Source organism: Oceanobacillus piezotolerans, assembly GCF_003665065.1.
Taxonomy (GTDB): Bacteria; Bacillota; Bacilli; order Bacillales; family Amphibacillaceae; genus Oceanobacillus; species Oceanobacillus piezotolerans.
Genome location: NZ_RCHR01000002.1, coordinates 767,863 through 794,737, shown reverse-complemented (window position 1 = coordinate 794,737; position 26,875 = coordinate 767,863). Strand labels below are relative to the sequence as shown.

Sequence of the window (26,875 nt, the reverse complement as noted above, 5' to 3'; positions counted from 1 at the left end):
GTCGAAGGTTCGAATCCTTCATGGCTCATCATTTGCGGGTGTGGCGGAATTGGCAGACGCGCTAGACTTAGGATCTAGTATCTTCGGATGTGGGGGTTCGACTCCCTTCACCCGCATCATTTTTATAAAATATGCTTAATAGCCGGGGTGGCGGAACTGGCAGACGCACAGGACTTAAAATCCTGCGGTAGGTGACTACCGTACCGGTTCGATTCCGGTCCTCGGCACCATATATGCGCCCGTAGCTCAATTGGATAGAGCGTTTGACTACGGATCAAGAGGTTAGGGGTTCGACTCCTCTCGGGCGCGTAACTATTCTTTATTCCACAGTAGCTCAGTGGTAGAGCAATCGGCTGTTAACCGATCGGTCGTAGGTTCGAATCCTACCTGTGGAGCCATTGGAGAAGTACTCAAGTGGCTGAAGAGGCGCCCCTGCTAAGGGTGTAGGCCGTGTAAGCGGCGCGAGGGTTCAAATCCCTCCTTCTCCGCCATTTAGATTATTGGGCTATAGCCAAGCGGTAAGGCATCGGGTTTTGATCCCGTGTATCCTAGGTTCGAATCCTAGTAGCCCAGCTATTTACATAATGAAATAAGAGTCTTTGTTACCGCACCCCAGAAATTAGAGTTAAAAATCTAACTTCTGGGGTGTTTTTGTATGGCAAAGAATAGTGAAAAATTCAAACCAAAAATCGTAAAGGAATATTTAGGAGGCAGTCTAGGATATAACTTATTAGCCAAAAAATATAGTATTCCAAAATCAAGGTTAAATGCCTCTCATTTTTTATGAGACTATACTGCCCATTAATACATACCTTCACCAAAAATAAGCGATAATCCTTCTTGGATTATCGCACCCGTTAGCAGAAGAAGATTTATTGTGTTTAAGCTCTTATTCTTTAAACTTTAAGAATACTTTTCCTTCATAATTACAACTTTCAATTAATTTATGCGCTTCTGCAGCATCACTTAAATTACATATTTTTTCTATCGGAAGGGTAATATGTTTTGACTAAAATAGTTCTATAACTCTTTCTGCAACAGGTGCTAATTGTCCTGGATTATGTTTTCTCGTTGTGCCTAAACTAAAACCCTTAATAATTCTACAAATGCTACGAACATCACTTGTTTTAAAAATATCAGCTTTACCGCTACTATTACCAAATTGTACTATCTTGCCTGTCATCAATACATAATGATATTCAAAAGAAAGAACCAGCTACTAGAGCTGGTTCTATGTTATTATTGAAGGCTTTCTTCAAAATAAAATTGTTCTGGAAGCTGCTGTTTATTTGACTTTTGTGGTCGTTTCGGAGTTTGGTTGTCAAATCGTGTGTAATCATAGACTGCTGTCGAAACAATTTGTGCTACATCCTGAAGTTTTTCTTTGCTGATTTTATCAATTGTATCCTGTGGTGTATGGTACCAAGGCTCCAACGGGCTATGAATAAACAGTGCGGCTGGAATACCAGCTTCCGCAAATGGTACGTGATCACTGCTTCCACTACGTCCAAGTCGTGTAGGTTCGCCATTTGAACGTAAGCTGGAGGCTTGCGTTAACTCTGTGACTAAATTAGGTTGACCATCTACAGTATTCACAACAAGATCCCCTGCATCTCTGCTGCCTACCATGTCGAGGTTAAAATTCGCGACAATGCGGTCAAGCTCTGCTTGTGGTAGATTGGCTACATAATGCCTTGACCCAATTAATCCTAATTCCTCTGCCCCAAAGGTAATGAAGCGAATTTCTGTATCTGTTGGTAGATTTTTAAATACACGAGCTAATTCAAGAACCATTGCTGTCCCTGAAGCATTATCATTAGCCCCAGGTGCGCCTGGTACGGAGTCATGATGAGATGTTACCGTAATAACATTACCATTGTCCTTCTTTTTATTTGTAGGTTTCTTAGAAGCGATGACGTTATGAGATGAACGAAGTCCGGCAGATGCTCCTAATACTTTTAAGGAAGCCGTTACAGTTTCACCATTATTAAGCTTTGTGACAAGGTCGTTTCCTTGTGCTTGGGTGATGGAAACAGCAGGAATGTAACGATCGTCGGTTGTACCAAGGGTACCATTAAGGACCCCACCTGTATTATTGAAAATAATTACACCTTCCGCTCCCTTTTCAGCAGCATTTATTACTTTTTCTGCAAAGGAATTAGAACCACGCTGAACCAAAGCAATTTTACCACTCAGGTCTTTCCCTTCCAGCTCCTCTTCAGTTGCTTGCCCAACATATTCTAACGGTGCTTGTACGTCTCCACTCGGAGTATAGGTAAACGTGCGCGTATCCAAGCTTGTCCCGTCTATTGTTAATTCAACCGTATGTGGTGCGGTATAACCCATATATTGAAACTCTTGAACCTCGGCCTCATAGCCATACGATTCAAATTGCTCCTTAATAGACTGAACAGCTGCATATTCCTCCGGTGTAGAGGCTACTCTTGGCGTTTGTTGCAAATAGTCGATTGTGTTGTAAATATTATCGACATCAATTTGATTGATCACCTTGTTGTCTAACGGATTTTTCACAATTTGCTGTTGCGCTATTGTTTGTTGTTGAGCAGAGACCGGTACACTTAAACCTCCTAATATTAATGAGGTTGCAAGAGCGATGGATAAAAGTTTACTATTCTTCCTCAAATAATAACCCCCTAGATAAATTTAATAGTTTTGAATATTAATATAAACTCTATAATAATTTAAATAGTTTTACTAGGTAATTTTTTCCTATTATTACCAGGGATTAAATCCTATTTTTTATAAAATAACCATGAATTATTACCTCACTCTTATTAGAACTGGGTCAACCGATTACTAGATTGATTAATTGCCATTATTGCTGACTCTATAAAATCCTTAAGGAAAAAACAGGGCAATAATTGTGTCGGTTTCAATTCTAGGGCTAAATATTAATGTACAATATAAATCAACATCTATTGCCATAAGAAAACTCTTTTTCAACTAAAATCCGAACCATTATTCTCACCTCATAATGGTCGACTTCCGGATATTTAGTAGTGATTATGTATTTGGATTTCATTAAAAAAGCGTTGCTCTTCACACCGCTTTTCATTTAAGCCTGACCTTTTAATGTGCCCAGGCATTAAACATTTCGAAATATTATTAAAATATTTACAAGAAAAAAACGACCAATTGATGATCGTCTTGTTTTACTATCGCACCCGTTTGTTGAATAAGTTAAAAGCGGTTTTCTCTTGTTCTATAAACCATATGTATTAAAAATTTCAGGAAACGAAATGATTAGCAACAATCCTATAATTACAGTTCCGAAAAAACAAAACCAGCCTATTATCTTTACCTTTTTATCAATTTGATCTTTTTTCTCTAATGTACTGATGTAATTAATTATTAAAAGGAAACAAACAAAAGAGATAAGTCCTATATACCCATGTCCTAAAATAGATTTATCTACCGAAAATAAAACTACAACTAGTAAAATCACTCCAAGTGCTATTCGATTTAATATCATTTTCATTTAACCCCTCCTATCAACGATACCCTTGTTGTGTTAAAGCACCATTTAGTTGAATAAGCTATTTGTTATTTCTCCCTAAATATTGACGTAAATCCATTATGTATAAAGAATCTTTGTGAATAATTACACTTAAAACATCGGATGCTTATCTTAATGAAGGCTTAGTTCTTGGAAGATTGAATCTAGTTGATATAGAAAAATCAAAGGGACTTGGTCATATCTATTATGGATAACTGATTAAGTCATAAACAAAATAAAAATAATCGCCAAAACGACGATTATTTTTATTTACATTTATTTTTCTAACCATTCAATTACTGTTTCTTGATTTTCTTCCACCCAATTTTCTGCTAATTCCTCAGGCGACTTTCCTTCATCCAATTCCATGATCCAGTCTTCTACCATATCTAAAGTCAGTTCCATGTTGGCAAACAACTTATAAGCTGTCGGTGACTCTTCTTTTAATTGAGGTGTAACCGCAATTTCAACGTCATCGCTTTTCCAAGTATCACGTGGATCCTCTAAAAATTTAATATCATAACGGACGAACATCGGGTGAGGACGCCAAGCGTTAAATACAATAGCTTCTTCATTATTAATCACCTTGTCTACTTGGGCAAGCATCACAGCAACACTACTGTTTTGTATCGTAAAGTCGTCCATTTCATAAGTTTCCACCATTTCTTCTGTCGTTATAGCCATCCCACTACCGGGTTCAATCGCATAAACTTCATGATTAAAAAGTTCTGGATTAGCAGCAACGTCCTCTATCGAATTAATATCCTCCATATACGTTGGCACAGCGACCCCGAGTGGCATATCCGAATATAGAGTACCAGCTATTTCAAACGTCTCGCCATATTTCTCCAAATAATCTTTATGTAAATTGGGACTCCAAACGTCGATGAATGCATCTATTTCCTGATCAGAGAGAGCTTGATATAAGATTCCAACTTCTGCTTCTTCTATCTGCACTTCAAAACCTTCCTGTTCCAAAATGACTTGTGATAAATAAGCAGGTACACTGGAATAATCATATGGATCTAATCCAATTGTCAATTCAGTTTTTTCTTTTGTACTACCTTCTCCCTCCAGCGTTTCGTCGTTTCCATTATCGCTTCCTCCGCATGCTGCAAGTAATATCAACGACATGATTACAGTGAGCATCAAAGTTAATCTCTGTTTGATAACATGATTAGTAGTAATATAAATTTCCCCTTCCAATTTTTTTAAAGACGTTTTCTATTTTATCACATAATCAACCACCTTTCTTTAAATTAACCTGCCCTTTACTTGAACAAGAAAAATGGCATTACTTGTGTTCAAGTAATGCACCCGATACTTTAAGTACAATATTTCACAATCTTTCTTATGGAAAAACAAAAAAACGACCTTCACCTAAAAGAATTCCCCCTCATTGAACACTAGTCACTAGTTAACCCATCCCAATCATTAAACCATATAAGCCAAACAATAATATTATTAATCCCGAAATACGATTAACGAAACTTAAAGAAAAATTTTTCATGCGGTTCGCAACTATCCCTGCTATGCTACTTAGCAATAGCCACCATAATGCTGAACCTAAAAATACTCCTAAAACTAAAATTAAGCCAAGTATCGTTGTATAATTATCTATAATTCCGAGACCTGAAAAAATAGCAATGAATGATAAAATAGTTACTGGATTAGTTATAGTTAAAAAAAAGGTAGATGCGTATGCTGTAAAAGGTTTGTTGCCTTTTGCTTTAGCTGATTTATTAGAAGGTCTTGAAAAGAATATTTTTACGCCCAAGTAACATAAGAAGGTACTACCAATAAAATGAAGCCAAAACTGCTGTCCAATTAAAAAATTAGTAATAAGTGTCAAACCAAGACCAGCAATTAAACCATATAACCCATCTGCTGTTGCAGCTCCTAAACCAGAGACAAATCCAACGATCCTACCATGCTCAATTGTTCGACGAATACATAAAATCCCAATCGGTCCAACTGGAGCAGCAATACTGAACCCAATAATAAGTCCCTTAATTAACAGTTCCCCAAACATTTAATCTTCACCTATTTTATTAAATTTATCTTTTTGAAGTGGGATACAAAAAGTTTCTTTTGTTGTATCCATTACAATTGTTGTTTTTGTTCTCAGTACGCCAGCAAGACTTTTAATTTCATAACTTACTACTCTGTCTAAATCCTTTGTATTTCGGCAACGAATTTTCAATAAATAATCGTCTTCACCTGCAATATGATGACATTCTTGCACTTCATCTAAATCTGTGACAAGTTGTAGAAAATCTTCCCTGTATTTTGGTCTTTCTAATGAAACTGTTACAAATGCAGTACACTCTGTCCCTACGCTTTCACCATTTACCATTGCCCCAAGCTCTTTAATTACTTTATTGCTAATTAAACGATTAACACGGTCTGCAATTGCAGGGGCAGATAATCCAGTTTGAGAAGCTAATTCAGCCCAAGTAACCCTACCGTTTGTCATTACCGACTTGATTATTTTATAATCGAAAGAATCCAATCTCATATCCCTTTCTTTATAAAGTTTTAATCATTATACTTTTTATAAAATAAAGATTCAATTATTTTTTGTTGGAAATATATTAAAAACGGGTATATTCTTTGTTTAATAAATGGCGTCCTAATTAAAAATGATTAGGACGCCTTCGTAATTATTTATTCCACTAACCTGGCCAGTTAGGTTAAGTGCATTTTATCATAAACTTATTTTATAAATTGTTCTACTAAATTTAGTAAGTTCTTTTATAGTTGAAGACGGAAGGGTGAGAAGTATTTTATTTGTTAAATCTTTTATTGACATGCTTCATTGGAATGAAAAAATACGCATCAGATTATCCGGATAATCGATCCAAGGATTACGATTTTCCTGGATTTCATAGACAGCGAGATTACGATGCTTTTCATAAATGTCGGGTGGGAAGTCTTCATGCCATTGCAGGAGCAGGGATACATCCATTTCCTTTTTATGCGAAGCTTCAATTTCTTCAGGGTATCTGAGTAAAAAATAGAGCATGGCTCGGTCAGCAGCACCTTTTCCATTTTAACTCTGTAGGGGAGTGGGGGACTGACACACCGTAGCCCAAAGTGAAACACCTCAATTAGTATAAAACCTAGTCGAGGTGTTGAAATAAATTACTGAAAAACAGGAGGAACATATGGCATTGTTTTTGCTAAAATCCAAACTAAGAAAAATACAACCGGAACATGAAAAATCAATTGTAAAATAGAATAGCCAGCAAGGTCTTTTGCCTTAATGCCCAATACACCGAGTAACGGTAACATAAAGAATGGGTTGATCATGTTTGGAAGTGCTTCTGTCGCATTATATACTTGCACGATCCAAGCCATGTTAACATTTAACTCTTTCGCAGCTTCGAGTAAGTAGGGTGCCTCAACAATCCATTTCCCCCCACCTGAAGGTAGAAAGAGTCCTAGGACAGCTGAATAGATTCCTGAAATGAGTGGAAAAGTATTCTCAGTCGAAATGGAAAGAAAGAATTTTACTAATACATCATTTAGCCCTGAATTCATTAAAATTCCAAAAATCCCTGCATATAAGGGGAATTGTATAAGTACGCCACTAATTGCAGGTACCGAGTTAGAAACAGAGTTCAAAAAGTTCCTCGGTGTCCAGTGCAAAAGTAACCCAAGCATTAAAAGGATAAAATTATAATTATTAAGATTTAGTGCTGCGATTGGTCCTAAATCCGCAATGGTGCTGCCAATATAGATAAAACCAAGAGCAACTATTAAAATAGTTAATATAGGGCTATATTCAAGCCATTCTCCTGGCCTGTTAGCCTTCTTCTTTTCAGAGATTTCTTTTCGGCTATAATCAAGGCCAGCCATTTCTGCAGTCTTTGCCTTGTCTTTATTAGGTGCGGAAACATAGGCAATCCAAATCGACAAGACGGTTAAAACGATAATCATGACTAAGTTTTGCCAAGTGAAAATCGTGGCCGACATTGGAATCGTACCACTAATTTCATACAATTCAGGAGGAATGGAAGCTTTCGTTGCCATTAATAATGCTGCTGATGAGGAAAGTCCTAATGCCCAAATGGCTCCGAGACCTAGAAATCCTGCTGCAGCCATGGCTCGATAGTCGACGCCTTTCACCCGATTACTAATTTCTTTAATTAAGATTCCACTGAATACCAAGCTAAATCCCCAACTAATGAGGGATGTAATTAAGGCGAAGAAAGCTACAAAAGCAATGGCTATCTTCGGTGATTTAGGAATGTCAGCAATCTTTTCAATTAGCTTATGTACAGGTTTTGAAGTAGCTACGACATAACCTGTAATAATAATAAAGGCCATCTGCATTGTAAAAGGAATCAAATCCCAATAGTGCGTTCCAAAATCAACACCAACTTCGACAGGTGTCCTTCCCATTAGTAAAGCAATGATTGCAACAATAACAACTGCTATCGCAGCAAAAACATATGCATCTGGAAACCACTTCTCACTCCAATTAGCTAACGAGATCCCCATACGTTCTAAACGACCTGATTGTTCTTCATGTTTTTCATTTTTATTCTCTAGTCCCAATATAAGCACACACCTTTCTACTTATTATCCAATTAATATTAATATAGTGACCGATTCACCTGCTTTAATTGCTTGAGATTTGATGCTCAGGTTCCATTGAGACGGGAAGCAGCTCCTCTGTTTATTCGGCTGATAAAATCATCTGTCATCCTCCTTAGATAATGTGTCACACCATGTTATTTCTTATTTCAAGGTTGAAAGGCGGGATTCCTTCTTAATTTGAAAAGATGAGAGGATAGTCTCGAATAGGGAGCCATGTGAACGAAAGTCCCGACAAATGGAGATACTAACTAAAGAAAATATGCCCGCTTTCGACATTTTTCTACAAAACACCTTGTCTAGCTAAATTTAATAGTATATAATTACTGTATCGTTTTAGCACTTTATCATGGTAAAGTGAATTTTGTTTTAATATGATTTGTTAGTTTAAGAAAGTAGGGAGTTTCATAATGTTAGATGAAAAAGAAGAGAATCAGAAACCAAAATATAAGGGAAAATCAAAAATACCACATACCTTTATTATCTTATTTGGTATTATTGTTTTCCTAGCAATTGCGACTTATTTCATTCCAGCTGGTGAATACGATCGGGAAACGAATGAAGAAGAAAGAACGATTGTTATAAATGGGACCTATCATGAAACCGATGCAAGTCCTGCAGGCTTCCTAGATATCTTCACCGCTGTATTTGATGGGATGGTTCAAAGTGCAGACATCATCTTTTTATTGTTTATTGTTGGTGGGTCATTTGGAATTTTAACAAGTACTGGTGCGATTGAAGGGTTGTTTAACAGGTTAATTACAAAGCTAAAAGGTAATGAAATTTATTTAATACCAATATTAATGACATTTTTTGCTATCTGTGGTGCTACGTTTGGAATGGCTGAAGAGAGTATACCATACTTAATTATTCTTTTACCTTTCCTACTTAAACTGGGGTTTGACCGAATCATTGCAGTGGCTACCCCGCTTATTGGTACGTCCATTGGATATGCGGGAGCCGTTACAAACCCATTTAATGTAGGGGTAGCACAAGGTATTGCAGAATTACCATTGTTCTCTGGAATGTTCGTGCGAATTGTTCTATTGGCAATCTTGATTATTATCACAAATATTTATGTCATGCGATATGCTAGAAAGATACTGGAAAATCCCGAGAGAAGCCTAGTGTATGGAGATAAACAATTAATTTCAGAAGATGGAAACGTAACATTAAGTAATCAATTAACGAAAAGCAAAGTAGTCATTTTAATTATTTTTCTGCTTACTATATTGATCATACCTTTTGGAATCATCAATTATGGATGGTATATGAAGGAAATAGCTTCCCTATTTTTAATCATGGGTGTCATTGTCGGTATCATTGCTAAAAAGAATTATAATGAGATAGCCGAATCATTTACAAAGGGATGTAATGAAATGGTTGTAGCAGCATTGGCAGTTGGCTTAGCGCATGGTGCGGTCGTCATCCTAGAAAATGCGAATGCAATTGATACAATTGTCCACTCGTTATCCAGTTTAATTGAAGACCTCCCGTCCACCTTTGCAGTAGCTGGAATCTATGGTGTGCAGAATGTTATCAACTACATTGTTAGTTCAGGAAGCGGACAAGCTGCATTAACTATGCCGCTCATAGCGCCGTTAGCTGATTTGCTTGAAGTAAACAGACAAACTGCCGTTCTAGCTTTTCAAATTGGCGATGGTATTTCCAACGCTCTTACACCGACTAATGGTCAATTGATGGCCAGTCTGGCAATTGCTGGATTATCCTGGGTTAAGTGGGCAAGATTTCTCATTCCATTATTAATAATCCTTTATACTTTTGGTTTAATTTACCTTCTATTTATACATTTATTTGTTTGGGTATATTAAAAAATTGCTTGTAATTAGAGGAGGAGAAAACGATGTACGATAGTTTACAGAAATTATATGAGATACCAGTATTTCATTTCTTTTCCGAAATATCCCAAATACCGAGATGTTCAGGAAACGAAAAAGAAATTAGTGATTATTTAGTCCGCTTTGCGCTTGAACGTGAATTAGAAGTCACTCAAGATGAGGCATTAAATGTAATTATCAAAAAACCTGCTACAGAAGGATATGAACATGCGCCGACAGTGATTATCCAAGGACATATGGATATGGTGTGTGAGAAAAATGAGGGGACCATTCATGATTTTAACAAAGACCCATTAAAGTTACGAATCAAGAACGATTGTTTATATGCGACGGATACAACGCTTGGAGCGGATAATGGCGTAGCGGTCGCGTATGCATTGGCGTTACTGGATGCTACAGATATACCACACCCAGCCCTCGAGATAGTCATTACAACAGAGGAAGAAACAACGATGAAAGGTGCATTAACAGTTGATCCTAGCCTTTTTAAAGGGAAATTTTTGATAAATATTGATTCAGAGGAAGACGGTAAATTGTTGGTCAGTAGTGCAGGAGGGTTACAGACCATTTTAGAAATACCGATCATAGAAGAACCTACACATGAGGAATATGTGAGTTATAATCTATCAGTGAAAGGTTTAATTGGTGGACATTCTGGAATTGAAATTGACCAGGAAAGAGGAAATGCCCTTAAAATAATGGGACGCCTGCTGTATGATCTGTCAACTCGTTTTTCTTTTGTAATTCAACATGTGCGTGGCGGTATGGCATCAAATGCAATCCCCCGTGAAGCGATCGTTACGATCGGACTCTCAGAAGGTGAAGTCAATCAATTTAAACGAGAATTACAATCATGGACAACTATTCTTAAAAAAGAGTATGCCATTTCTGATCCTGATGTTTTCATTGAGCTCGAGCAAGTAGGAGACTCCTTGTCTACCTGTTTCTCAGAAGAAACAAAAAGAAAGCTAATAGCAACTCTTATGTTACTTCCAAATGGAATCCAAAGTATGAGTATGGATCTGAAAGGGCTAGTAGAGAGTTCAGTTAATGTAGGTAAAGTTGCTACAACAAAAACCTCCATTATAATAGAAAGTGACGTAAGAAGTTCAGTGAAAAGCCGAAAATATGCTATTTCTGATCAATCTCGATTGGTTGCTGAAAGCTTAGATTGCAAGTTTAGAGTTACCTCTGATTATCCAGAATGGCCATACAATCCAAATTCTAAAATACGTCAATTATTTGAAAAGGTATATTATGAAAGAGAAGGAAAAGATATTGAAGTGATCTCCGTGCATGCAGGGATTGAGTGCGGTATTTTTATTGAAAAAATTCCCGGATTAGATGCTATTTCTATTGGTCCTGATATGTATGATGTACACACTCCAAATGAGCATGTCAATATACCATCTATGTTAAATAATTGGGGATATTTTCTAGACGTACTAAAAGAAATGAAATAGATTCCCTGTCTATGTTGGGTGGTATTGTGAAGAAGATATAAGTGTTTTAATTAGAGAAAATCAAACTCCTTTACATTTTGTGGCAGGCGAAATGTATGATAAAAAAACAACCTTGTCTGTTTTTGTTTTCAAACAACAGGGTTGTTTGCTTATGTCTTTTTTTCTTAGCTAAATCAGTTTGTTATCTCATGTATTTTAGGCTTCTACATCGTAGCCTTGTTCTTCAATAGCTTCCTTCATAGCATCAACAGTTACCTTTGATTCATCAAAGGTAACATCTACTTTACCAGCTTCTAAATTAACTTCAGCTGCCGAGACGCCATCTAATCTATTTAATGCACCTTCAACTGACATTTTGCAATGCCGAAGGATCCGTGACTAAGCTTGAGTTTTATTAAAAAGTTGTTGGAGTGGAAAATAATATAGATTACTAATAAAAATATTATTATTGATAGGAATTATTTTAACTGCGTATCTTATTTGTATAACTTTTTAGGTTAAAGGGAAGTAATTCTTAGGTTTCAAAAGGCCGTTTATACTGTTTATTTAATAATTTTTATAACAAAAGAAGACAATGAAATCACTGGCCTTCTTACAATTTTCTATATATGGATAATAGGGATTTAATAATAAAATTTTATTTGATTATTCGTCATTTAAGGTAAACTCTCACATGCTAATCCATCATTATCATTTCCGTCTAATCTATGAGAGGATCACTTGGTCTAGATGCGTCCATAAATGCCTGGGCTTCTGCTCGTGTAGAGAAATCACTACAATCTTTATCAGGACCGGAAGTATCAATAGTTGATGAAGGTTCAGAAACTGATTCAGGTTCGGGTTCCGGCTCTGGCTCAGGTTCTTGATAATGGAAATCATACATCGTCATCCACATGGGCATAACCTGGAATCGACCATAATTCTTTACCTGCATCAATTGCTGTTTGCTGAGCATCATGAAACGCATCAAGCATGGTTAAATCATTATATAAATAAGCCGTCTTCGCTAGTCCTTCACGAAGCAGTTTTTCTTGAATGGTTTCGCCATCGATAAATCATATGCTAGTACTCTATCATATTTATCTCTTTCTTCAATACCTACTTTTACTCGTACTTCTTTACCTTCCAATGTACCTTTAACAAATTAGGAAGCTTCAGGACCAAAAGGCTGAACTGGTTTATTCGGATCTACGGTTTCGGGAGTATCTATTAGTAAAAGGCGAACATCTTCCGTTTTACCATTGATTGAAATCTATAACGTATCTCCTTCAACGACTCTCTCCACTGCTGCAGGAAAGCCATCTTTCTCTTGCTCTGCTTTACCCTTTGCTTCTGCTTCTTCTTTAGCCTTTGCGTTAGCAGCTGCCTTTTTTCCGCCTCTTTTAGCTTACGTTCTTCCTCAGCTGACTTTTCTGCTGCTTCCTTATGATTACGCTCTTCTTCAGCTTTAGCAGCTTCGTCTTGTGATACAAAAAACGAGGGGGTTTTAAACACATCAAACTTTTAACTAGCTGCTTATCTTAAACTGAACTCTTGGTCTCTTGAATTATAGAAGCAGGGTTCTTGCAGTAGTTAACGCAAAAGAAACAAGTATCAGTTTTGCTGATATTACCTATCATCTTTAGCTATTTTACCTGGTGTCAGATTCCATCTATGATGTAAGTGGGTAAGGAATATTAACAAAAATCAGAAACTATAAAACAGTTAAAACCCTTTATTTTACTTCTTTGCATGTCAGCTAGATAAACGGATATTAGATTACGATGGGAGGAAATGGAATGGTAGCTAACAAGGCAGTAGTGTACAGAAAACCGGGAGTAGTCGAGGTGGAGGATATTGGTTTCCCTGATCTAGTATTAAGAGATGGCCCCGGTGTTAACCCTCTTAACGTGGGAAGGAAATGTGAGCATGGCGTTATCTTAAAGGTTGTCACTACCAATATTTGCGGCAGTGATCAGCATATGGTCCGTGGTAGAACAACTGCTCCATCAGGACTTGTTCTTGGTCATGAGATTACCGGTGAAGTAATTGAAGTCGGTCGCGATGTGGAATTCATTAAAAAAGGGGATCTTGTGTCTGTCCCATTTAACATTGCTTGTGGACGTTGCAGAAACTGTAAGCAGCAGGATACCCATATTTGCGAAAACGTTAATCCTGATCGTCCTGGTTCTGCATATGGTTATGTGGATATGGGCGGATGGGTCGGTGGCCAATCTGAATATGTGATGGTACCTTACGCTGACTTTCAACTTCTCAAGTTCCCTGATAAAGATCAAGCACTGGAAAAAATTCTTGATTTAACCATGTTATCTGATATATTCCCGACTGGCTACCATGGTGCAGTAAGTGCCGGCGTGAAAACTGGATCAACGGTTTATGTAGCTGGTGCAGGCCCTGTTGGATTAGCTGCTGCTCATTCTGCTCAACTTCTAGGCGCATCGGTCGTTATTGTTGGAGACCTAATAGAAGAGCGTCTTGCTCAGGCTAGAAGTTTTGGGTGTGAAACAGTGAATTTACGCACTCATCCTAATCTGGAAGAACAAATTGAACAAATTTTAGGTGTTCCAGAGGTAGATTGTGCAATAGACGCAGTTGGCTTTGAGGCGAGTGGCCATGGAGATGGTGCCGGTGAAGCGCCAGCAACGGTATTGAATTCCATCATGGGAGTGACAAGAGCAGGTGGACGTTTAGGTATCCCAGGTCTTTATGTCACTGGTGACCCTGGCGCAGAGGATAAAGATGCCCAAGAGGGAACATTAAAAATCCGTTTCGGTTTAGGTTTTGCAAAGGCACATACATTTGTTACTGGTCAAACTCCAGTTATGAGATATCATCGAGACTTAATGCAAGCTATTTTAAGTGGAAGAGCACAAATTGCGAAAGCAGTAAATGCAACGGTTATTTCGTTAGAAGAAGCTCCTGCTGGGTATAAAGAATTTGATGGCGGAGTTGCTAAGAAGTTTGTCATTGATCCGCATGGAGCTTTGAGATAATTCATTTATCATACTTAAATTAAATTAGGAGGAATGTAAAATGAGTACATTAAACTTAGAAATAGCAAAGAAATTAATTGAAGGTGCAGAAAAGAAATCACAAGAGCTTGGCGTAAATATGGTTATTTCCGTATTGGATGAAGGCGGAAATCTGATTGCTGTTCATCGCATGGATGATGCATGGCTTGCAAGTGTGGATATTGCTCAGAATAAGGCTTGGACTTCTGTTGCACTGAAAATGCCAACGTCTAATCTTGCGGAAGCAACCGTTCCAAATGCTGAGTTATATGGATTAAACACTACAAACAGTGGAAGACTTGTTGTATTTGGTGGCGGAATCCCATTAGTTCAAGATGATAAGGTAGTAGGTGCGGTAGGTGTTAGCGGCAGCTCAGTAGAACATGATGTAGAAGTTGCTCAAGCTGCTGTTGAAGTATTTGAGAACTTGAACATTGGTGCGGGCCGCTAATAGAATCAGAATAAATCTTCATTGCAATTAACTCGACCTATCATAGACTGACGCTCTCTATAAAGGACGGGGACTTGTGATGAGTAAAATTTACAAGTAAAAGGATAGAAAAAGGTAGAGATATTACCTTTTTCTGTCCTTTTTATTTTTAGAGCTAAGTTAGCCCTACGCCCCGTTCAATAGATGGCAAAACGATCGGTAGCTGACAGACACCAAGCATTTAAATATAAGTTTTATAATTTAATAAAATCAGAATAAGAGATAGGAGTTATCTTTAACTAGCATTATACATGTCAGTATAGGGAGTATATAATGAAATTAAATATTCTAATTATTTTAACTACTGGTAACCAGAGAAGCTACTGAAAGACTAAACAAAAATAGCGATATTAAACTTTATGAGGGGGTTTTATCGATGACCAAACATTACGATGTAATTGTAGCAGGGGCTGGCACTATGGGGATGGCGGCTGGGTATTACTTAGCAAGGCAGGGGACGAAGGTATTGCTGGTGGATGCTTTTAATCCGCCGCATGACCAGGGAAGTCATTATGGGGAAACAAGAATCATCCGCCACGCTTATGGAGAAGGAAGAGAATATGTACCGCTTGCACTTCGGTCGCAAGTTTTATGGGATGAGCTGGAAAAGAAGACGCATCATAAAATATTCAGGCAGGTAGGAGCGATTGGATTTGGGCCAAAGGGAAATGCGCCATTTATTGAGGAAGCAATAGAAAGCGGTAAAGAATATAACTTAGATGTGCAATATTTAACAGGAAAAGAGACAATGGAACAATTTCCTGGCTTACAAGTTCCAGATGACTATAATGCCTTCTATGAGCCAAATTCAGGTTTTTTATTCAGCGAAAATTGTATTAAAGCCTATCGGGAATTGGCAAAGCACCATGGTGCAGAATTATCGCTGAATAATCCTGTTATAGATGTACAGGCATTTGAGGATTCTGTAACAGTCGTTACAAAGAAGGACACATTTACTGCGGATAAGCTAATTATCAGTGCTGGATCTTGGAGTGGAAAAATAGCTTCCATGGTCAATTTGAATCTCCCCCTTGTCCCGACTCGCCAGCCTGTTGCTTGGTTTGAAGCCGATGAAACATTATTTAATTCCAATGTATTCCCGACTTTTATGGTGGAAGTTCCAACAGGTGATACAAGGGCGATTTATTACGGATTTCCAAGCTTTGATGGCTGTGGAGTAAAGGTTGGCCGCCATGATTTTATAGACAATGTGGATCCGGACACGATGAATCGGGAATATGGATCGGACGGAAACGATGAAGGACATATTCGGGAGTTTTTAAATCGATTTATGCCGAAAGCCTCTGGTGAATTGAAAAAAGGAGTGATTTGCCTTTACACAAGAACACCGGACGGACACTTTATCATCGATAAACATCCAGAACACTCCCATATCATGATTGCTGCCGGATTTTCTGGTCATGGTTTTAAGTTTGCCAGTGTGGTTGGTGAAATTATGTCCCAATTAGCACTCTCTGGAGAAACCGATCACGACATATCGCTTTTCAAAATAAATCGTGCAGGTCTGAAGGAATCTGCTCTAGCAAATCAATAACGAAGAAAGTCCTTTAATCAACTGGAATGAAAATCTCCTGTTTTATAGTCTGTGTACTATTCTAAGAACAGTAAAATAAAGCATAATGTTGACAAAAATCTGATTTCATAATATTATAAAATAAATGAAATAGTTGCGGTTGATTATTGTGGGAGAGTCTAAGCAATTGCTTAGCACCGAAGGAGCAAATACCCAGAGTGGGTGCCAATCTCTCAGGTTAAAGGACCACAATAAGACGCGTCTCTGGAGAGAGCCATGTGCCACCAAAGGAGTTAAACTCTCAGGTAAAAGGACAGAGGAAAATAGAAGACCTATTTTTCTCTGTCCTTTTTTATGCAGATAACAAAGTAATCTGTATTCACTCCAAGGTTTGCCGAAGCCAAGTCATCTAAGTGAATTGGTTGGTTTTATCCTGCAATTGTAAGCGCTTTTTATTATTTGTCACCCTCTATAATGATTTTCAGCTACTTAATAGGCAGTACATTTACCATTCCAAGTAACAAAATTAAATATGGGCGGATGACTGTTGTGGGAGAGTGCAAGCGAAAAGGCCACCGAAGGAGCAAGTTCCAAAAATACCCTTGGAACCAATCTCTCAGGTAGAAAGAACCACAACGTGACGCACCTCTGGAGAGCGCGTATGTAAGAGATACGCCACCAAAGGGGAAGGCTCTTTCATAAAGAGTTAAACTCTCAGGTAAAAGGACAGAGAAGGGTTGAGAACACTACCCTTTTCTGTCCTTTTTTGTTTTTTTTCATGCTAGAAGCGTGCAGCAAAGGTATTTGCACAAAAGTAAAGCGAACGCTTAGCTTAAGAAGTTATTTACAGTACTTACACCACACACAAAGCAGAAAGTCTCAATTAGCGTAGGCAGAATACGTAGACTCCTACGGGAATAGCACGTGTCCGAAGACCCCACAGCGGTGATTTTCCGCGAGGAGGCTGAGGCCGTGCCCGTGGAAAGCGGAGTATTCTGCTGAAGCGGCTTCTAGCACATTCGTGTAGAGCGCTTTGTCCTTGAAAAGCTGCAAGTGTAACAGAAAGGAAATAATAGTGTTTCTCTCAGATACTATTTATCAATGAAGGTTGAGCTTTAGCGAAAAAATTACAAGAGTTTAAGGAGGAATAAAAAATGGGATTACAACAAAATGATTCAACTATTTTTAAAGCCATTGAAAATGAGCAGCAGCGTCAGCTCCAAACACTGGAGTTAATTGCATCAGAAAACTTTGTCAGTGAAGATGTTCTAGAGGCAATGGGAAGCGTAATGACAAACAAATACGCAGAAGGTTATGCTGGGAAGCGCTACTATGGCGGATGTGAGTTTGTGGATGTTGCAGAAACCACAGCCATTGAACGACTAACGAAGCTATTTGATGCGAAATATGCCAACGTACAACCACACTCAGGTGCACAAGCAAACTTAGCTGTTTTTTATGCATTGCTTCAGCCAGGGGACAAGGTAATGGGAATGAACCTCTCTCATGGCGGGCATTTAACGCATGGCAGTCCTGTCAGTATTTCAGGTAAATGGTTTGATATTGTTTCTTACGGTGTAAGAGAAGATACCCAATTGATTGACTACGATGAAGTGGAAGCAATTGCGAAAAAGGAAAAGCCAAAATTGATCATTGCAGGAGCAAGTGCTTATTCTAGAATTATAGACTTTAAACGATTTAGAGAAATTGCAGATGAAGTTGGTGCGAAATTCATGGTGGATATGGCTCACATTGCAGGACTTGTTGCGGCAGGTCTTCATCCATCTCCAATCCCTTATGCTGATGTTGTCACAAGTACTACACATAAAACATTAAGAGGTCCTCGTGGGGGAATCATTTTAACCAATGATGAAGAGATAATAAAAGCAATCAATAAAGCTGTATTCCCAGGTATTCAGGGTGGACCATTAATGCATATCATTGCAGCTAAAGCAGTTGCATTTAATGAGGCACTACAGCCAAGCTTTAAGGAATATGCCGAGCAAGTTGTTAAAAATGCGAAGGTTCTTGGTGATACATTAATGGAAGAGGGAGCATCCCTTGTCTCTGGTGGAACCGATAATCATCTTCTCCTTTTAGATTTACGTCCTTGGAATTTAACAGGGAAGGAAGCGGAGAAAATATTAGAGGAAGCAGGAATCACAGCAAATAAAAATACGATTCCATTTGATCCAGAAAAACCGTTTGTTACAAGCGGGATCCGTATCGGAACAGCAGCATTAACGACGCGAGGCATGAAGGAAGATGAAATGGTTAAAATCGGTAAGGTAATGGCTGATGTGCTGAAGAGCAAAGGGGATAAGGAAGTTCTTGAAAGAGCAAAAGAAACAACAAAAGAAATTTGCGGAAGCTATCCGATATTCCAGCAGCCAGTAAATGTATAAAGAGTAAAAATCTATGATAATGGGTCAATTTAGGAAACAAATCGAAAGCAGGGGTGCAAAAAAATGAGTACTGAAGCAGCATTAAAGCGAACACCATTATTTGAAGTATATAAGGATTACGGTGCAAAGGTCATTGATTTTGGAGGATGGGAACTTCCAGTCCAGTTTTCAAGCATTATAGAAGAGCATGAAGCAGTTCGAAACGACGCCGGTCTTTTTGATGTTTCTCACATGGGCGAGGTGCTTGTAGAGGGGAAGGATGCAGAGAGTTACATCAATTACCTTATTACAAACGACGTAACAAAAATTGCTGTAAATAAAACCCAATATACAGCTATGTGTTACCCAGATGGTGGTACCATTGATGATTTTCTTGTCTATAAGCTGGCGGATGAAAAATATTTGTTAGTAGTTAACGCTGCAAATATTGAAAAAGACTATGAATGGATGGAGAAGCATGTCAAAGGAGATGTAACCCTTAACAATATTTCTAGTGAAACCGCACTGCTTGCTCTCCAAGGACCAAAGGCAGCGAATATTTTACAAAAATTAACAGATCTGGATTTAAGCGAAATCGCTCCATTTAGCTTCAAGCAACATATCAATCTAGATGGAATCGAAGACGTTCTTGTTTCTCGTACAGGATACACTGGGGAAGATGGTTTTGAGCTTTATTTGGCAAATAGTGATGTTAAATCCCTCTGGAAAAAGCTTCTGCAAGCCGGGGAGGAAGATGGATTAAAGCCATGTGGACTTGGTGCACGTGACACACTTCGTCTTGAAGCACGTCTAGCACTCTATGGCCAAGAGCTGACGAAAGATATCAGTCCACTCGAAGCTGGAATAGGTTTTGCAGTAAAGACAAACAAAGAAAGTGATTTTATCGGAAAATCAAGTCTTGCAAAACAGAAAGAAGAGGGATTAAAACGGAAATTAGTGGGAGTGGAAGTAACTGGAAGAGGCATTCCGCGTACCGGTTATAAAGTCTTTTCAGAGGGAGAAGAGGAGATTGGCTTCATTACATCTGGTACTCGTTCTCCATCTCTAAAGAAAAATCTAGGTCTTGCTATGATATCCACGGAACATGCTAAACCAGATACACCGTTAAAAATAGAAATCCGTAATAAATTGATTGACGCAGTAGTTGTTAAGACACCCTTTTATAAAAAAGGATAAATAGTTTATCTATACAAGATTGCGTTTATTTAGTGATATCCAAAGTCTTATAAACCCGTGTCTTAACTACCTTTGGGAATGGGATTTAGCAAAGTTTGAATTTTCATATGGATGATAAATTAGCTGAATCTCCTTCCTTCTAAAAATAATAGATCGAAGGGAAGAAGAGAAATGACAAATACAACTGCTAGTTTACTATACAGTAAAGAACATGAGTGGGTCTTAAAGTTAGACGAAAGCCGTGTCAGAGTTGGAATCTCTGATTATGCCCAAAAGGAGTTGGGTGATATCGTCTTTGTTGAAAATCCAGAAGTAGATGATGAAGTCACTGCAAATGAATTTATGGGTTCCATTGAGTCGGTTAAAGCAGTTTCTGACCTTTATTCTCCTGTATCAGGCGTCATTGTTCGTGTGAACGAAGAGTTAGAAGATGCCCCTGAGACAATTAATGAACAACCGTATGATGCGGGATGGTTAGTAGAAGTAGAATTATCTAACCCAGAAGAGTTGGAATCGTTGTTGAATGAGGAAGAATACCAAGCATTTGTTAGTGAAGGAGCAGAATAACATGACCAATACGTATAGATATCTTCCGGATACAGAGCAAGATCAAAAAGAAATGTTGGAATATTTAAATGTCTCCTCAGTGGAAGATTTATTTGCAGACATTCCGTCTAACATTCGATTAGAAGGGGAGCTTGACATCCCAGAAGCAGACCCTGAACCTGTTCTTAGAAAAAAATTAAATAAAATGTCAGCAAAAAATATTAACGCAGATCAATATTCAACCTTCCTTGGCGCGGGTACGTATGACCACTACATTCCAAGTGTTGTCGATCATATGATTTCACGATCTGAATTTTATACTGCATACACACCATATCAACCAGAAATTAGCCAAGGAGAATTGCAAGCTATGTTTGAATTCCAAACCATGGTTTGTGAACTTACTGGAATGGATGTAGCCAACTCTTCCATGTATGACGGTTTTACATCTCTAGCGGAAGCTGCTTCACTTGCTGTTGCTTCTAAAAAGCGTTCCAAAGTTCTTGTATCTAGAGGTGTACACCCTGAATCCCGTGCGATTTTAAATACGGTTGCAAAAGGCCAAGGCTATGCAGTGGAAGAAGTGGGTCTTGATACAGATATTACAGACTTAAAGCAATTGCAATCGCAATTGGGTAAAGACACTGCAGCTGTGATTATTCAATATCCAAACTTCTTTGGCTCCATTGAAGATTTGGCAGAAATAAAAAAATACGCAAATGAACAGGGTGCGTTATTTATAGTTAGTGCTAACCCACTAGCACTAGCACTTTTACAATCGCCTGGTAAACTAGGTGCCGATATGGTTGTCGGTGATATGCAGCCACTAGGAATTCCAATGGCCTTTGGTGGTCCACACTGCGGATATTTTGCAGTGGATAAGAAGTTTATGCGCAAGATACCTGGAAGAATTGTAGGTCAAACAAATGATGACCAAGGCAACCGTGGCTTTGTATTGACATTACAAGCACGAGAACAGCATATTCGTCGTGATAAAGCGACCTCCAATATTTGTTCCAATCAGGCATTAAACGCACTTGCTTCTGCCGTTTGTATGACAGCATTAGGAAAGCATGGAATCCGACAAATGGCACAGCAAAATTTTGAGAAAGCGAACTATATGGCAAATCTCCTTCAAAGTAAAGGCTTTATTGTCAAAAATAAATCCGCATTCTTTAATGAATTTGTTGTTGAACTTCCACTTCCAGTTAAAGAAGTCAACGAAAAACTTCTCGAATCCGGTATTATTGGCGGCTATGACTTAGGGGAAGCGTATGGTGAACAGAAACAAATGCTGATTGCAGTAACCGAACAGCGATCAAAAGAAGAGATTGATCAATTTGTAGAATGTTTGGAGGCGGTTGTAAATGGTTGAATATAATGATCTTATCTTTGAAATCAGTCGTCCAGGTCGGGTAGGATACAGCCTTCCTGAGAGTGATGTGGAAAGTATTGATTTAGAGTCAAAATTACCAAAGCATTTAATTCGTGACGAAGAAGACGCAGCAGATCTTCCAGAGGTTTCTGAGCTTCAGCTCGTTCGCCACTATACAGCTTTATCAAATAAAAACCATGGAATTGATAACGGCTTTTATCCACTAGGATCTTGTACGATGAAATATAATCCAAAAATAAATGAAGATATTGCCCGTCTTCCAGGATTCAGCCGAATTCATCCATATCAGCAGCCGGAAACAGCACAAGGAGCTTTAGAACTTCTCTATAACTTACAAGAAGAATTAGCTGTCATCACTGGTATGGACGCAATCTCCTTACAGCCTTCTGCGGGTGCGCAGGGGGAATGGACCGGTTTAATGATGGTGAAAGCGTATCATGAGAAAAATGGAGAAAACAGGAAAAAGGTACTTGTCCCTGATTCCGCACATGGAACGAACCCTGCAAGTGCATCTGTTGCCGGATTTGAAACGACTACAATTCCATCTAATAAGGATGGGTTAGTAGATTTGGAAGAATTAAAGAAATATCTAGATAGTGATACAGCCGCATTAATGTTAACAAACCCTAACACACTTGGACTTTTTGAAACGGAAATTGAAGAGATTGCAGCAGTGGTTCACGAAGCTGGCGGCCTGCTATATTATGATGGTGCAAACGCGAATGCGATTTTAGGAAAAACAACACCAGGTGCTATGGGATTTGATATCGTGCACTTAAATCTCCATAAGACTTTTACAACCCCGCATGGTGGCGGTGGACCCGGGGCTGGACCAGTTGGTGTGAAAGAGAATCTCATTCCTTATCTCCCAGTACCGCGTATCGAAAAAGATGGAGAGAAGTATGTATTGAATTCTAACTACCCATTATCGATTGGCCGTGTAAAAGGATATCATGGAAACTTTGGTATTTTAGTCCGTGCATACACTTATATTCGTACAATGGGAACGGAAGGGTTACGTCAAGTATCTGAAGGAGCCGTCCTTCATGCAAACTACCTTCGCAAGAGACTTGAGGAACATTTCGATTCACCATATACACAGCTTTGCAAGCATGAATTTGTTCTATCTGGATCTAGACAAAAGAAACTTGGCGTGCGTACGCTGGATATGGCAAAACGCCTGCTTGATTTTGGTTACCATCCGCCAACCATCTACTTCCCTCTAAATGTTGAGGAAGGATTAATGATTGAGCCGACGGAAACGGAATCAAAAGAAACGATGGACGCATTTGCAGACGCCATGATCCAAATTGCCAAAGAAGTAGAAGAAAATCCGGACATTGTTCTGGATGCACCGCATACGACTGTTGTTGGCCGATTGGATGAGGTTCAAGCAGCAAGAAAACCAGTTGTTCGCTATACCAAAGAGAAGGATTCAGAGAAAGAGAAACAGACAGTGAAATCTTAAGGGGAAATAGCCATTGACGAGATGCTCTCTTGCCAAATGGCTTACATTCATGCTCCATAAAGATAGCGCTTTATTTAATAGCGTGTATGAGGAGCAAAATAAGCTATTCTTTTCTTTCTATCTAGAAAGTAGAGCGAGTTTTTTTCAGCAATATAGCAGTGTTATTAGAATTGGGCAGAAGGGGGTAGGTTCATTGGTTATTACGTTAACAAAATCAGCGCTAGATAAGCTAAACAAAACAGAGATAAAAGAAGAGCAATATCCTCGAATTGATGCTGACGTAGCTGGTGGCTGTGGAATGTCTGTGAAATTTAAGCTTGTTTTCGATGAGTTACGGCCCAATGATACTGTGATTGAATATGATGGAATTCAAATCCGCATAGACCGTTTTACAAAGCGCTATTTAGACGAAGAAACGCAAGTCGATTATAACGCTGAGCAAGGCTTTCTTGTTGGGGAAAGTTTCGAATCAAGTGCATGTGCCATAGAATTTGATTAACAATCATATAGTCGGCAATTATGCGCCGAATGTTTCGCCATATTTTGAAGTAGTTACCAATCTTGAAGGAGAGGATTCCTATGAAAGAGGAGTATGATGTGATTATCATTGGTGGCGGACCAGCAGGATATGTAACAGCTATTCGTGCCACTCAATTAGGCTTAAAAACAGCAATCGTGGAAAAAGAAAAATTAGGTGGAACATGCCTTCATGCTGGTTGTATTCCAAGTAAAGCTTTATTAAGAAGTGCGGAAGTTTATGCGAATACAAAAAATGGAGAAAAATATGGTGTGATTGCTCCTGAAGTTGAACTTGATTTTGCGAAGGTACAATCCCGAAAAGAAGAAATAGTGACCCGTTTATTAAAAGGAATTCAACATCTAATGAAAAAAGGGGAAATCGATGTATTTGAGGGAACAGGAACTCTTCTAGGATCAAGAGATGTAGCTGTTTATAAGAATGATGAAGAAAAGCAGCATATACTAAGTGCCAAAAATATTATCATTGCGACAGGTTCCCGTCCAAGAACACTTCCAGGACTGGAAGCAGATGGCGAATATGTATTAACTTCAGATGAAGCATTGAAATTAGAGGCGTTGCCCGAATCCATCATCATAGTCGGCGGAGGTGTCATTGGAATAGAGTGGGCATCGATGCTTTCTGACTTTGGCTTAAAAGTAACTGTAATTGAATATGCCGACCGAATTTTGCCTACAGAAGATAAAGATATTTCCAAAGAGGTACAAAGATTGATGAAGAAAAAAGGGGTTAAAATTGTAACAGGTGCAAAGGTGCTATCTGAAACATTAGAGAAAGCAGATAGTGTTTCGATTAAAGCAGAACATAAGGGCAGGGAAACACACTTCTCAGCAGATAAATTATTTGTATCTGTCGGTCGTTTATCTAACACGGATGGACTTGGTATTGAGAATACAACAATTGAAATAAACCGAGGTTCTATTCAAACGAACCAATACTATCAAACAAATGAAAATAATATTTATGCCATTGGTGATGTGATTGGTGGGTTGCAGCTTGCTCATGTTGCTTCACATGAAGGTCTAATTGCAATTGAACATATAGCGGGAAATAATCCTGCACTACTCGATTATACGATCGTTCCTAGATGCACGTACAGTAATCCGGAAGTAGCGAGTGTAGGACTAACAGAAGAGGCTGCAAAAGAGAAGGGCTATCAAGTGAAAGTAGGGAAATTCCCATTCCGGGCAATAGGAAAAGCGCTTGTTTATGGTGAATCAGATGGATTCGTCAAGTTAATAGTTGAAGAAGAATCTAATAAGCTATTAGGAGCGCATATGGTAGGTCCGCATGTCACCGATATGATCACGGAAGCAGGTTTAGCGCACGTATTAAGTGCAACATCCATGGATATTGCTCATACGATTCATCCTCATCCAACATTATCGGAAGCTATTGGCGAAGCAGCATTAGCAGTTGATGGAATAGAAATCCATGCTTAGAATCTAGCATTATAGGATAATAGCTGTTTTTAGTTGTGGCAGTAGATAGACACTGCTAAATAACTGGATTTAAACTAGTTTATTGTGTAACACCGAAAACACACTGGAAATATTTCCTCGGGCCAACAGGATGTTGGTCACAAAGGCGAAGACATAAGGGCGGGGTGAACTTAGCCTTTGAACCTTTCGCACTTCCTGCGGGGTCTTCGCTTGTTGCTTTTCCCGCAGGACAATGAAAGCTTCGGCAGCGATTCATCGCACGAAGAAAAAGTGTCTTTCTTTTTCGAGGAATCGACACTGCTCTTCGCTACAATCACTCCTTATGATGAGTTGTGTTTTCTTTATAGCACCATACCAGCGTAGTGTATTTCCGTAGCGGTTTTGTTCCATTAAATACTGAATTGAATTAGTCAATAGTTTATCTTATTTGTGTGTTATCAATAAGCTCTAAAAAAAGCATGTGCGAAATTGATAAGTACAGCTGAATATGGAGGGGGAGCAATGGAAACGGAGAATGGGAGTTCCGCTACATTATTAATTACTTGCCCAGAAAAACCAGGTATTATCTCCACTGTGACTAATTTTCTAACAGAACATATAGCTAATATTATTGATATTGACCAACACACCACAGATCCGCGAACTGGTATCTTTTTTATGAGAATTGAATTTGATGTGGAAAGCCAAACCATACAAAAATTGGAACAAGATCTCCACGAGTTGGCAAAGGATTATTCAATGGAATGGTGGCTGAGCACGAAAGAAAAAAGAAAGCGGATGGCTATCTTCGTGTCGAAAGCGGATCACTGTCTGATGGAGCTCATTTGGAGATGGAAAACGAATGAAATTCCAGTTGATATACCTTTAGTTATTAGTAATCATGCAGATTTAAAAGAAGTAGTGGAGAGTTATGGAATCCCTTATTATCATATTCCATTAACAAAAGATACAAAAGAAAATGCCGAACAAAAAGCGTTAGAACTACTGAAAGGGAAGGTAGACTTCATCGTTCTGGCCAGGTATATGCAAATTCTTTCCCCAAAATTTATTTCTAATTACCACAATAAAATTATAAATATTCACCATTCATTCTTGCCAGCATTTGTTGGTGCAAATCCATATGTAAGGGCGTATAATCGAGGAGTGAAATTAATAGGTGCAACGGCACATTATGTTACCAATGATCTTGATGAAGGGCCAATTATTGAGCAAGATGTCCAGCGGATTAATCATCAATATACAGCAGAAGATTTAAAGGTTGCTGGACGTCATGTGGAAAGAAGGGTACTTGCTCAAGCTGTTTCTTGGCATGTGGAAGATAAAGTTCTCGTACATGGTAATAAAACTATCATATTTCAATAAGGTAATAGTATATTAGATAGGCTGCATTTAATATCTTTTATATATATCCAGCTTTTGTTTCTTTGT

25 protein-coding genes, 6 tRNA genes, 1 pseudogene and 2 riboswitches are annotated in these 26,875 nt (G+C 38.5%); of the genes and pseudogenes, 20 read left to right on the top strand and 12 right to left on the bottom strand.

What is annotated here, in order from left to right:
* The first annotated feature begins 34 nt into the window (after positions 1-34).
* The 7 genes from D8M04_RS08015 to D8M04_RS20545 all read left to right on the top strand — a co-directional run bounded on the left by D8M04_RS08015 (position 35) and on the right by D8M04_RS20545 (position 787).
* A tRNA-Leu gene (locus D8M04_RS08015) sits at positions 35-116 on the top strand.
* Between the two features lie 25 nt (positions 117-141).
* Positions 142-230: transfer RNA gene (locus tag D8M04_RS08010), tRNA-Leu, on the top strand.
* Positions 231-235: 5 nt separating this feature from the next.
* Positions 236-309 (top strand) — tRNA-Arg (locus D8M04_RS08005).
* Between the two features lie 14 nt (positions 310-323).
* Positions 324-398, top strand: a tRNA-Asn gene (locus D8M04_RS08000).
* Positions 399-400: 2 nt separating this feature from the next.
* Positions 401-491, top strand: a tRNA-Ser gene (locus D8M04_RS07995).
* 10 nt (positions 492-501) lie between these two features.
* Positions 502-573: transfer RNA gene (locus D8M04_RS07990), tRNA-Gln, on the top strand.
* 82 nt (positions 574-655) lie between these two features.
* Positions 656-787 (top strand): hypothetical protein, encoded by a 132-nt coding sequence (locus D8M04_RS20545; RefSeq protein ID WP_281277116.1) that lies wholly within the window; start codon positions 656-658, stop codon positions 785-787.
* A gap of 452 nt (positions 788-1,239) precedes the next feature.
* Here the strand turns inward: D8M04_RS20545 and D8M04_RS07985 are convergent, their stop codons facing one another.
* The 7 genes and pseudogenes from D8M04_RS07985 to D8M04_RS07955 all read right to left on the bottom strand — a co-directional run bounded on the left by D8M04_RS07985 (position 1,240) and on the right by D8M04_RS07955 (position 8,080).
* Positions 1,240-2,643, bottom strand: a complete 1,404-nt coding sequence (locus tag D8M04_RS07985) for a M28 family peptidase (RefSeq protein WP_121522365.1) — start codon at positions 2,641-2,643, stop codon at positions 1,240-1,242.
* A 580-nt stretch (positions 2,644-3,223) separates the two neighbouring features.
* Positions 3,224-3,499 (bottom strand): hypothetical protein, encoded by a 276-nt coding sequence (locus D8M04_RS07980; protein WP_121522364.1) that lies wholly within the window; start codon positions 3,497-3,499, stop codon positions 3,224-3,226.
* Positions 3,500-3,793: 294 nt separating this feature from the next.
* Positions 3,794-4,666: a glycine betaine ABC transporter substrate-binding protein gene (locus tag D8M04_RS07975; protein WP_121522363.1), complete on the bottom strand. Its 873-nt coding sequence runs from the start codon at positions 4,664-4,666 to the stop codon at positions 3,794-3,796.
* A gap of 268 nt (positions 4,667-4,934) precedes the next feature.
* Complete coding sequence (locus tag D8M04_RS07970) at positions 4,935-5,549, bottom strand: LysE family translocator (protein ID WP_121522362.1); 615 nt, start codon at positions 5,547-5,549, stop codon at positions 4,935-4,937.
* A complete protein-coding gene (locus tag D8M04_RS07965) occupies positions 5,550-6,029 on the bottom strand; it encodes an Lrp/AsnC family transcriptional regulator (protein WP_121522361.1) in 480 nt (159 codons plus the stop codon).
* A 303-nt stretch (positions 6,030-6,332) separates the two neighbouring features.
* Positions 6,333-6,551 (bottom strand): annotated as a pseudogene (locus tag D8M04_RS07960) (endonuclease); the annotation flags it as partial.
* A 110-nt stretch (positions 6,552-6,661) separates the two neighbouring features.
* A complete protein-coding gene (locus D8M04_RS07955; RefSeq protein ID WP_246001151.1) occupies positions 6,662-8,080 on the bottom strand; it encodes a short-chain fatty acid transporter in 1,419 nt (472 codons plus the stop codon).
* A 449-nt stretch (positions 8,081-8,529) separates the two neighbouring features.
* Between D8M04_RS07955 and D8M04_RS07950 the strand changes: the two genes are divergently transcribed.
* A complete protein-coding gene (locus D8M04_RS07950) occupies positions 8,530-9,951 on the top strand; it encodes a YfcC family protein (RefSeq protein ID WP_121522359.1) in 1,422 nt (473 codons plus the stop codon).
* Between the two features lie 32 nt (positions 9,952-9,983).
* Positions 9,984-11,441: an aminoacyl-histidine dipeptidase gene (locus D8M04_RS07945; RefSeq protein ID WP_121522358.1), complete on the top strand. Its 1,458-nt coding sequence runs from the start codon at positions 9,984-9,986 to the stop codon at positions 11,439-11,441.
* A gap of 195 nt (positions 11,442-11,636) precedes the next feature.
* Here the strand turns inward: D8M04_RS07945 and D8M04_RS07940 are convergent, their stop codons facing one another.
* The 5 genes from D8M04_RS07940 to D8M04_RS07920 form a co-directional block, all read right to left on the bottom strand.
* Positions 11,637-11,795: a cation transporter gene (locus D8M04_RS07940; protein ID WP_121522357.1), complete on the bottom strand. Its 159-nt coding sequence runs from the start codon at positions 11,793-11,795 to the stop codon at positions 11,637-11,639.
* A 346-nt stretch (positions 11,796-12,141) separates the two neighbouring features.
* Entirely contained in the window at positions 12,142-12,330 is a 189-nt protein-coding gene (locus D8M04_RS07935; RefSeq protein WP_158595094.1) for a hypothetical protein, read from the bottom strand.
* Complete coding sequence (locus D8M04_RS20540; RefSeq protein ID WP_281277117.1) at positions 12,317-12,478, bottom strand: hypothetical protein; 162 nt, start codon at positions 12,476-12,478, stop codon at positions 12,317-12,319. The genes D8M04_RS07935 and D8M04_RS20540 overlap by 14 nt, the downstream gene beginning before the upstream one ends.
* Before the next feature lie 107 nt (positions 12,479-12,585).
* Entirely contained in the window at positions 12,586-12,651 is a 66-nt protein-coding gene (locus D8M04_RS20705) for a hypothetical protein (RefSeq protein WP_425464009.1), read from the bottom strand.
* Entirely contained in the window at positions 12,651-12,935 is a 285-nt protein-coding gene (locus D8M04_RS07920) for a hypothetical protein (RefSeq protein ID WP_121522354.1), read from the bottom strand. Before D8M04_RS07920 ends, D8M04_RS20705 begins: the two co-directional genes overlap by 1 nt.
* A gap of 284 nt (positions 12,936-13,219) precedes the next feature.
* On the opposite strand from D8M04_RS07920, the gene fdhA reads away from it, so the two are divergent.
* From fdhA to purU, 11 genes are all read left to right on the top strand, one after another.
* The gene (gene fdhA, locus D8M04_RS07915) at positions 13,220-14,434 is read left to right on the top strand and encodes a formaldehyde dehydrogenase, glutathione-independent (RefSeq protein ID WP_121522353.1); all 1,215 of its coding nucleotides are present in this window, start codon (positions 13,220-13,222) and stop codon (positions 14,432-14,434) included.
* Positions 14,435-14,474: 40 nt separating this feature from the next.
* Positions 14,475-14,903 carry a GlcG/HbpS family heme-binding protein gene (locus tag D8M04_RS07910; protein WP_121522352.1) on the top strand — a complete coding sequence of 143 codons (429 nt, stop codon included), beginning with the start codon at positions 14,475-14,477 and terminating at the stop codon, positions 14,901-14,903.
* 415 nt (positions 14,904-15,318) lie between these two features.
* A complete protein-coding gene (gene solA, locus D8M04_RS07905; RefSeq protein ID WP_121522351.1) occupies positions 15,319-16,497 on the top strand; it encodes an N-methyl-L-tryptophan oxidase in 1,179 nt (392 codons plus the stop codon).
* 139 nt (positions 16,498-16,636) lie between these two features.
* Positions 16,637-16,735, top strand: a riboswitch (glycine riboswitch).
* A 281-nt stretch (positions 16,736-17,016) separates the two neighbouring features.
* Positions 17,017-17,119, top strand: a riboswitch (glycine riboswitch).
* Between the two features lie 511 nt (positions 17,120-17,630).
* Positions 17,631-18,881 carry a serine hydroxymethyltransferase gene (glyA, locus tag D8M04_RS07900; protein ID WP_121522350.1) on the top strand — a complete coding sequence of 417 codons (1,251 nt, stop codon included), beginning with the start codon at positions 17,631-17,633 and terminating at the stop codon, positions 18,879-18,881.
* A gap of 63 nt (positions 18,882-18,944) precedes the next feature.
* Positions 18,945-20,057: a glycine cleavage system aminomethyltransferase GcvT gene (gcvT, locus tag D8M04_RS07895; RefSeq protein WP_121522349.1), complete on the top strand. Its 1,113-nt coding sequence runs from the start codon at positions 18,945-18,947 to the stop codon at positions 20,055-20,057.
* Between the two features lie 171 nt (positions 20,058-20,228).
* Positions 20,229-20,624 (top strand): glycine cleavage system protein GcvH, encoded by a 396-nt coding sequence (gene gcvH / locus D8M04_RS07890; protein ID WP_121522348.1) that lies wholly within the window; start codon positions 20,229-20,231, stop codon positions 20,622-20,624.
* Between the two features lies 1 nt (position 20,625).
* Positions 20,626-21,978, top strand: a complete 1,353-nt coding sequence (gcvPA, locus tag D8M04_RS07885; RefSeq protein ID WP_121522347.1) for an aminomethyl-transferring glycine dehydrogenase subunit GcvPA — start codon at positions 20,626-20,628, stop codon at positions 21,976-21,978.
* Entirely contained in the window at positions 21,971-23,467 is a 1,497-nt protein-coding gene (gene gcvPB / locus D8M04_RS07880) for an aminomethyl-transferring glycine dehydrogenase subunit GcvPB (RefSeq protein ID WP_121522346.1), read from the top strand. The genes gcvPA and gcvPB overlap by 8 nt, the downstream gene beginning before the upstream one ends.
* A gap of 193 nt (positions 23,468-23,660) precedes the next feature.
* Positions 23,661-23,966 carry an iron-sulfur cluster biosynthesis family protein gene (locus D8M04_RS07875; RefSeq protein ID WP_121522409.1) on the top strand — a complete coding sequence of 102 codons (306 nt, stop codon included), beginning with the start codon at positions 23,661-23,663 and terminating at the stop codon, positions 23,964-23,966.
* Between the two features lie 80 nt (positions 23,967-24,046).
* A complete protein-coding gene (gene lpdA / locus D8M04_RS07870) occupies positions 24,047-25,447 on the top strand; it encodes a dihydrolipoyl dehydrogenase (protein ID WP_121522345.1) in 1,401 nt (466 codons plus the stop codon).
* 501 nt (positions 25,448-25,948) lie between these two features.
* Complete coding sequence (purU, locus tag D8M04_RS07865) at positions 25,949-26,809, top strand: formyltetrahydrofolate deformylase (protein ID WP_121522344.1); 861 nt, start codon at positions 25,949-25,951, stop codon at positions 26,807-26,809.
* Positions 26,810-26,875 lie beyond the last annotated feature (66 nt).

Excerpts from the sequence above, each read along its gene's own strand:
- D8M04_RS07980 (WP_121522364.1), bottom strand. The coding sequence starts at position 3,499 with ATGAAAATGATATTAAATCGAATAGCACTTGGAGTGATTTTACTAGTT.
- D8M04_RS07940 (WP_121522357.1), bottom strand. The coding sequence starts at position 11,795 with ATGTCAGTTGAAGGTGCATTAAATAGATTAGATGGCGTCTCGGCAGCT.
- D8M04_RS07910 (WP_121522352.1), top strand. The coding sequence starts at position 14,475 with ATGAGTACATTAAACTTAGAAATAGCAAAGAAATTAATTGAAGGTGCA.
- lpdA (WP_121522345.1), top strand. The coding sequence starts at position 24,047 with ATGAAAGAGGAGTATGATGTGATTATCATTGGTGGCGGACCAGCAGGA.
- gcvH (WP_121522348.1), top strand. The coding sequence starts at position 20,229 with ATGACAAATACAACTGCTAGTTTACTATACAGTAAAGAACATGAGTGG.
- fdhA (WP_121522353.1), top strand. The coding sequence starts at position 13,220 with ATGGTAGCTAACAAGGCAGTAGTGTACAGAAAACCGGGAGTAGTCGAG.
- D8M04_RS07935 (WP_158595094.1), bottom strand. The coding sequence starts at position 12,330 with ATGACGATGTATGATTTCCATTATCAAGAACCTGAGCCAGAGCCGGAA.
- D8M04_RS07970 (WP_121522362.1), bottom strand. The coding sequence starts at position 5,549 with ATGTTTGGGGAACTGTTAATTAAGGGACTTATTATTGGGTTCAGTATT.
- gcvPA (WP_121522347.1), top strand. The coding sequence starts at position 20,626 with ATGACCAATACGTATAGATATCTTCCGGATACAGAGCAAGATCAAAAA.
- glyA (WP_121522350.1), top strand. The coding sequence starts at position 17,631 with ATGGGATTACAACAAAATGATTCAACTATTTTTAAAGCCATTGAAAAT.
- gcvPB (WP_121522346.1), top strand. The coding sequence starts at position 21,971 with ATGGTTGAATATAATGATCTTATCTTTGAAATCAGTCGTCCAGGTCGG.
- D8M04_RS07945 (WP_121522358.1), top strand. The coding sequence starts at position 9,984 with ATGTACGATAGTTTACAGAAATTATATGAGATACCAGTATTTCATTTC.
- solA (WP_121522351.1), top strand. The coding sequence starts at position 15,319 with ATGACCAAACATTACGATGTAATTGTAGCAGGGGCTGGCACTATGGGG.
- D8M04_RS07950 (WP_121522359.1), top strand. The coding sequence starts at position 8,530 with ATGTTAGATGAAAAAGAAGAGAATCAGAAACCAAAATATAAGGGAAAA.
- gcvT (WP_121522349.1), top strand. The coding sequence starts at position 18,945 with ATGAGTACTGAAGCAGCATTAAAGCGAACACCATTATTTGAAGTATAT.
- D8M04_RS20545 (WP_281277116.1), top strand. The coding sequence starts at position 656 with ATGGCAAAGAATAGTGAAAAATTCAAACCAAAAATCGTAAAGGAATAT.
- D8M04_RS07975 (WP_121522363.1), bottom strand. The coding sequence starts at position 4,666 with ATGCTCACTGTAATCATGTCGTTGATATTACTTGCAGCATGCGGAGGA.
- purU (WP_121522344.1), top strand. The coding sequence starts at position 25,949 with ATGGAAACGGAGAATGGGAGTTCCGCTACATTATTAATTACTTGCCCA.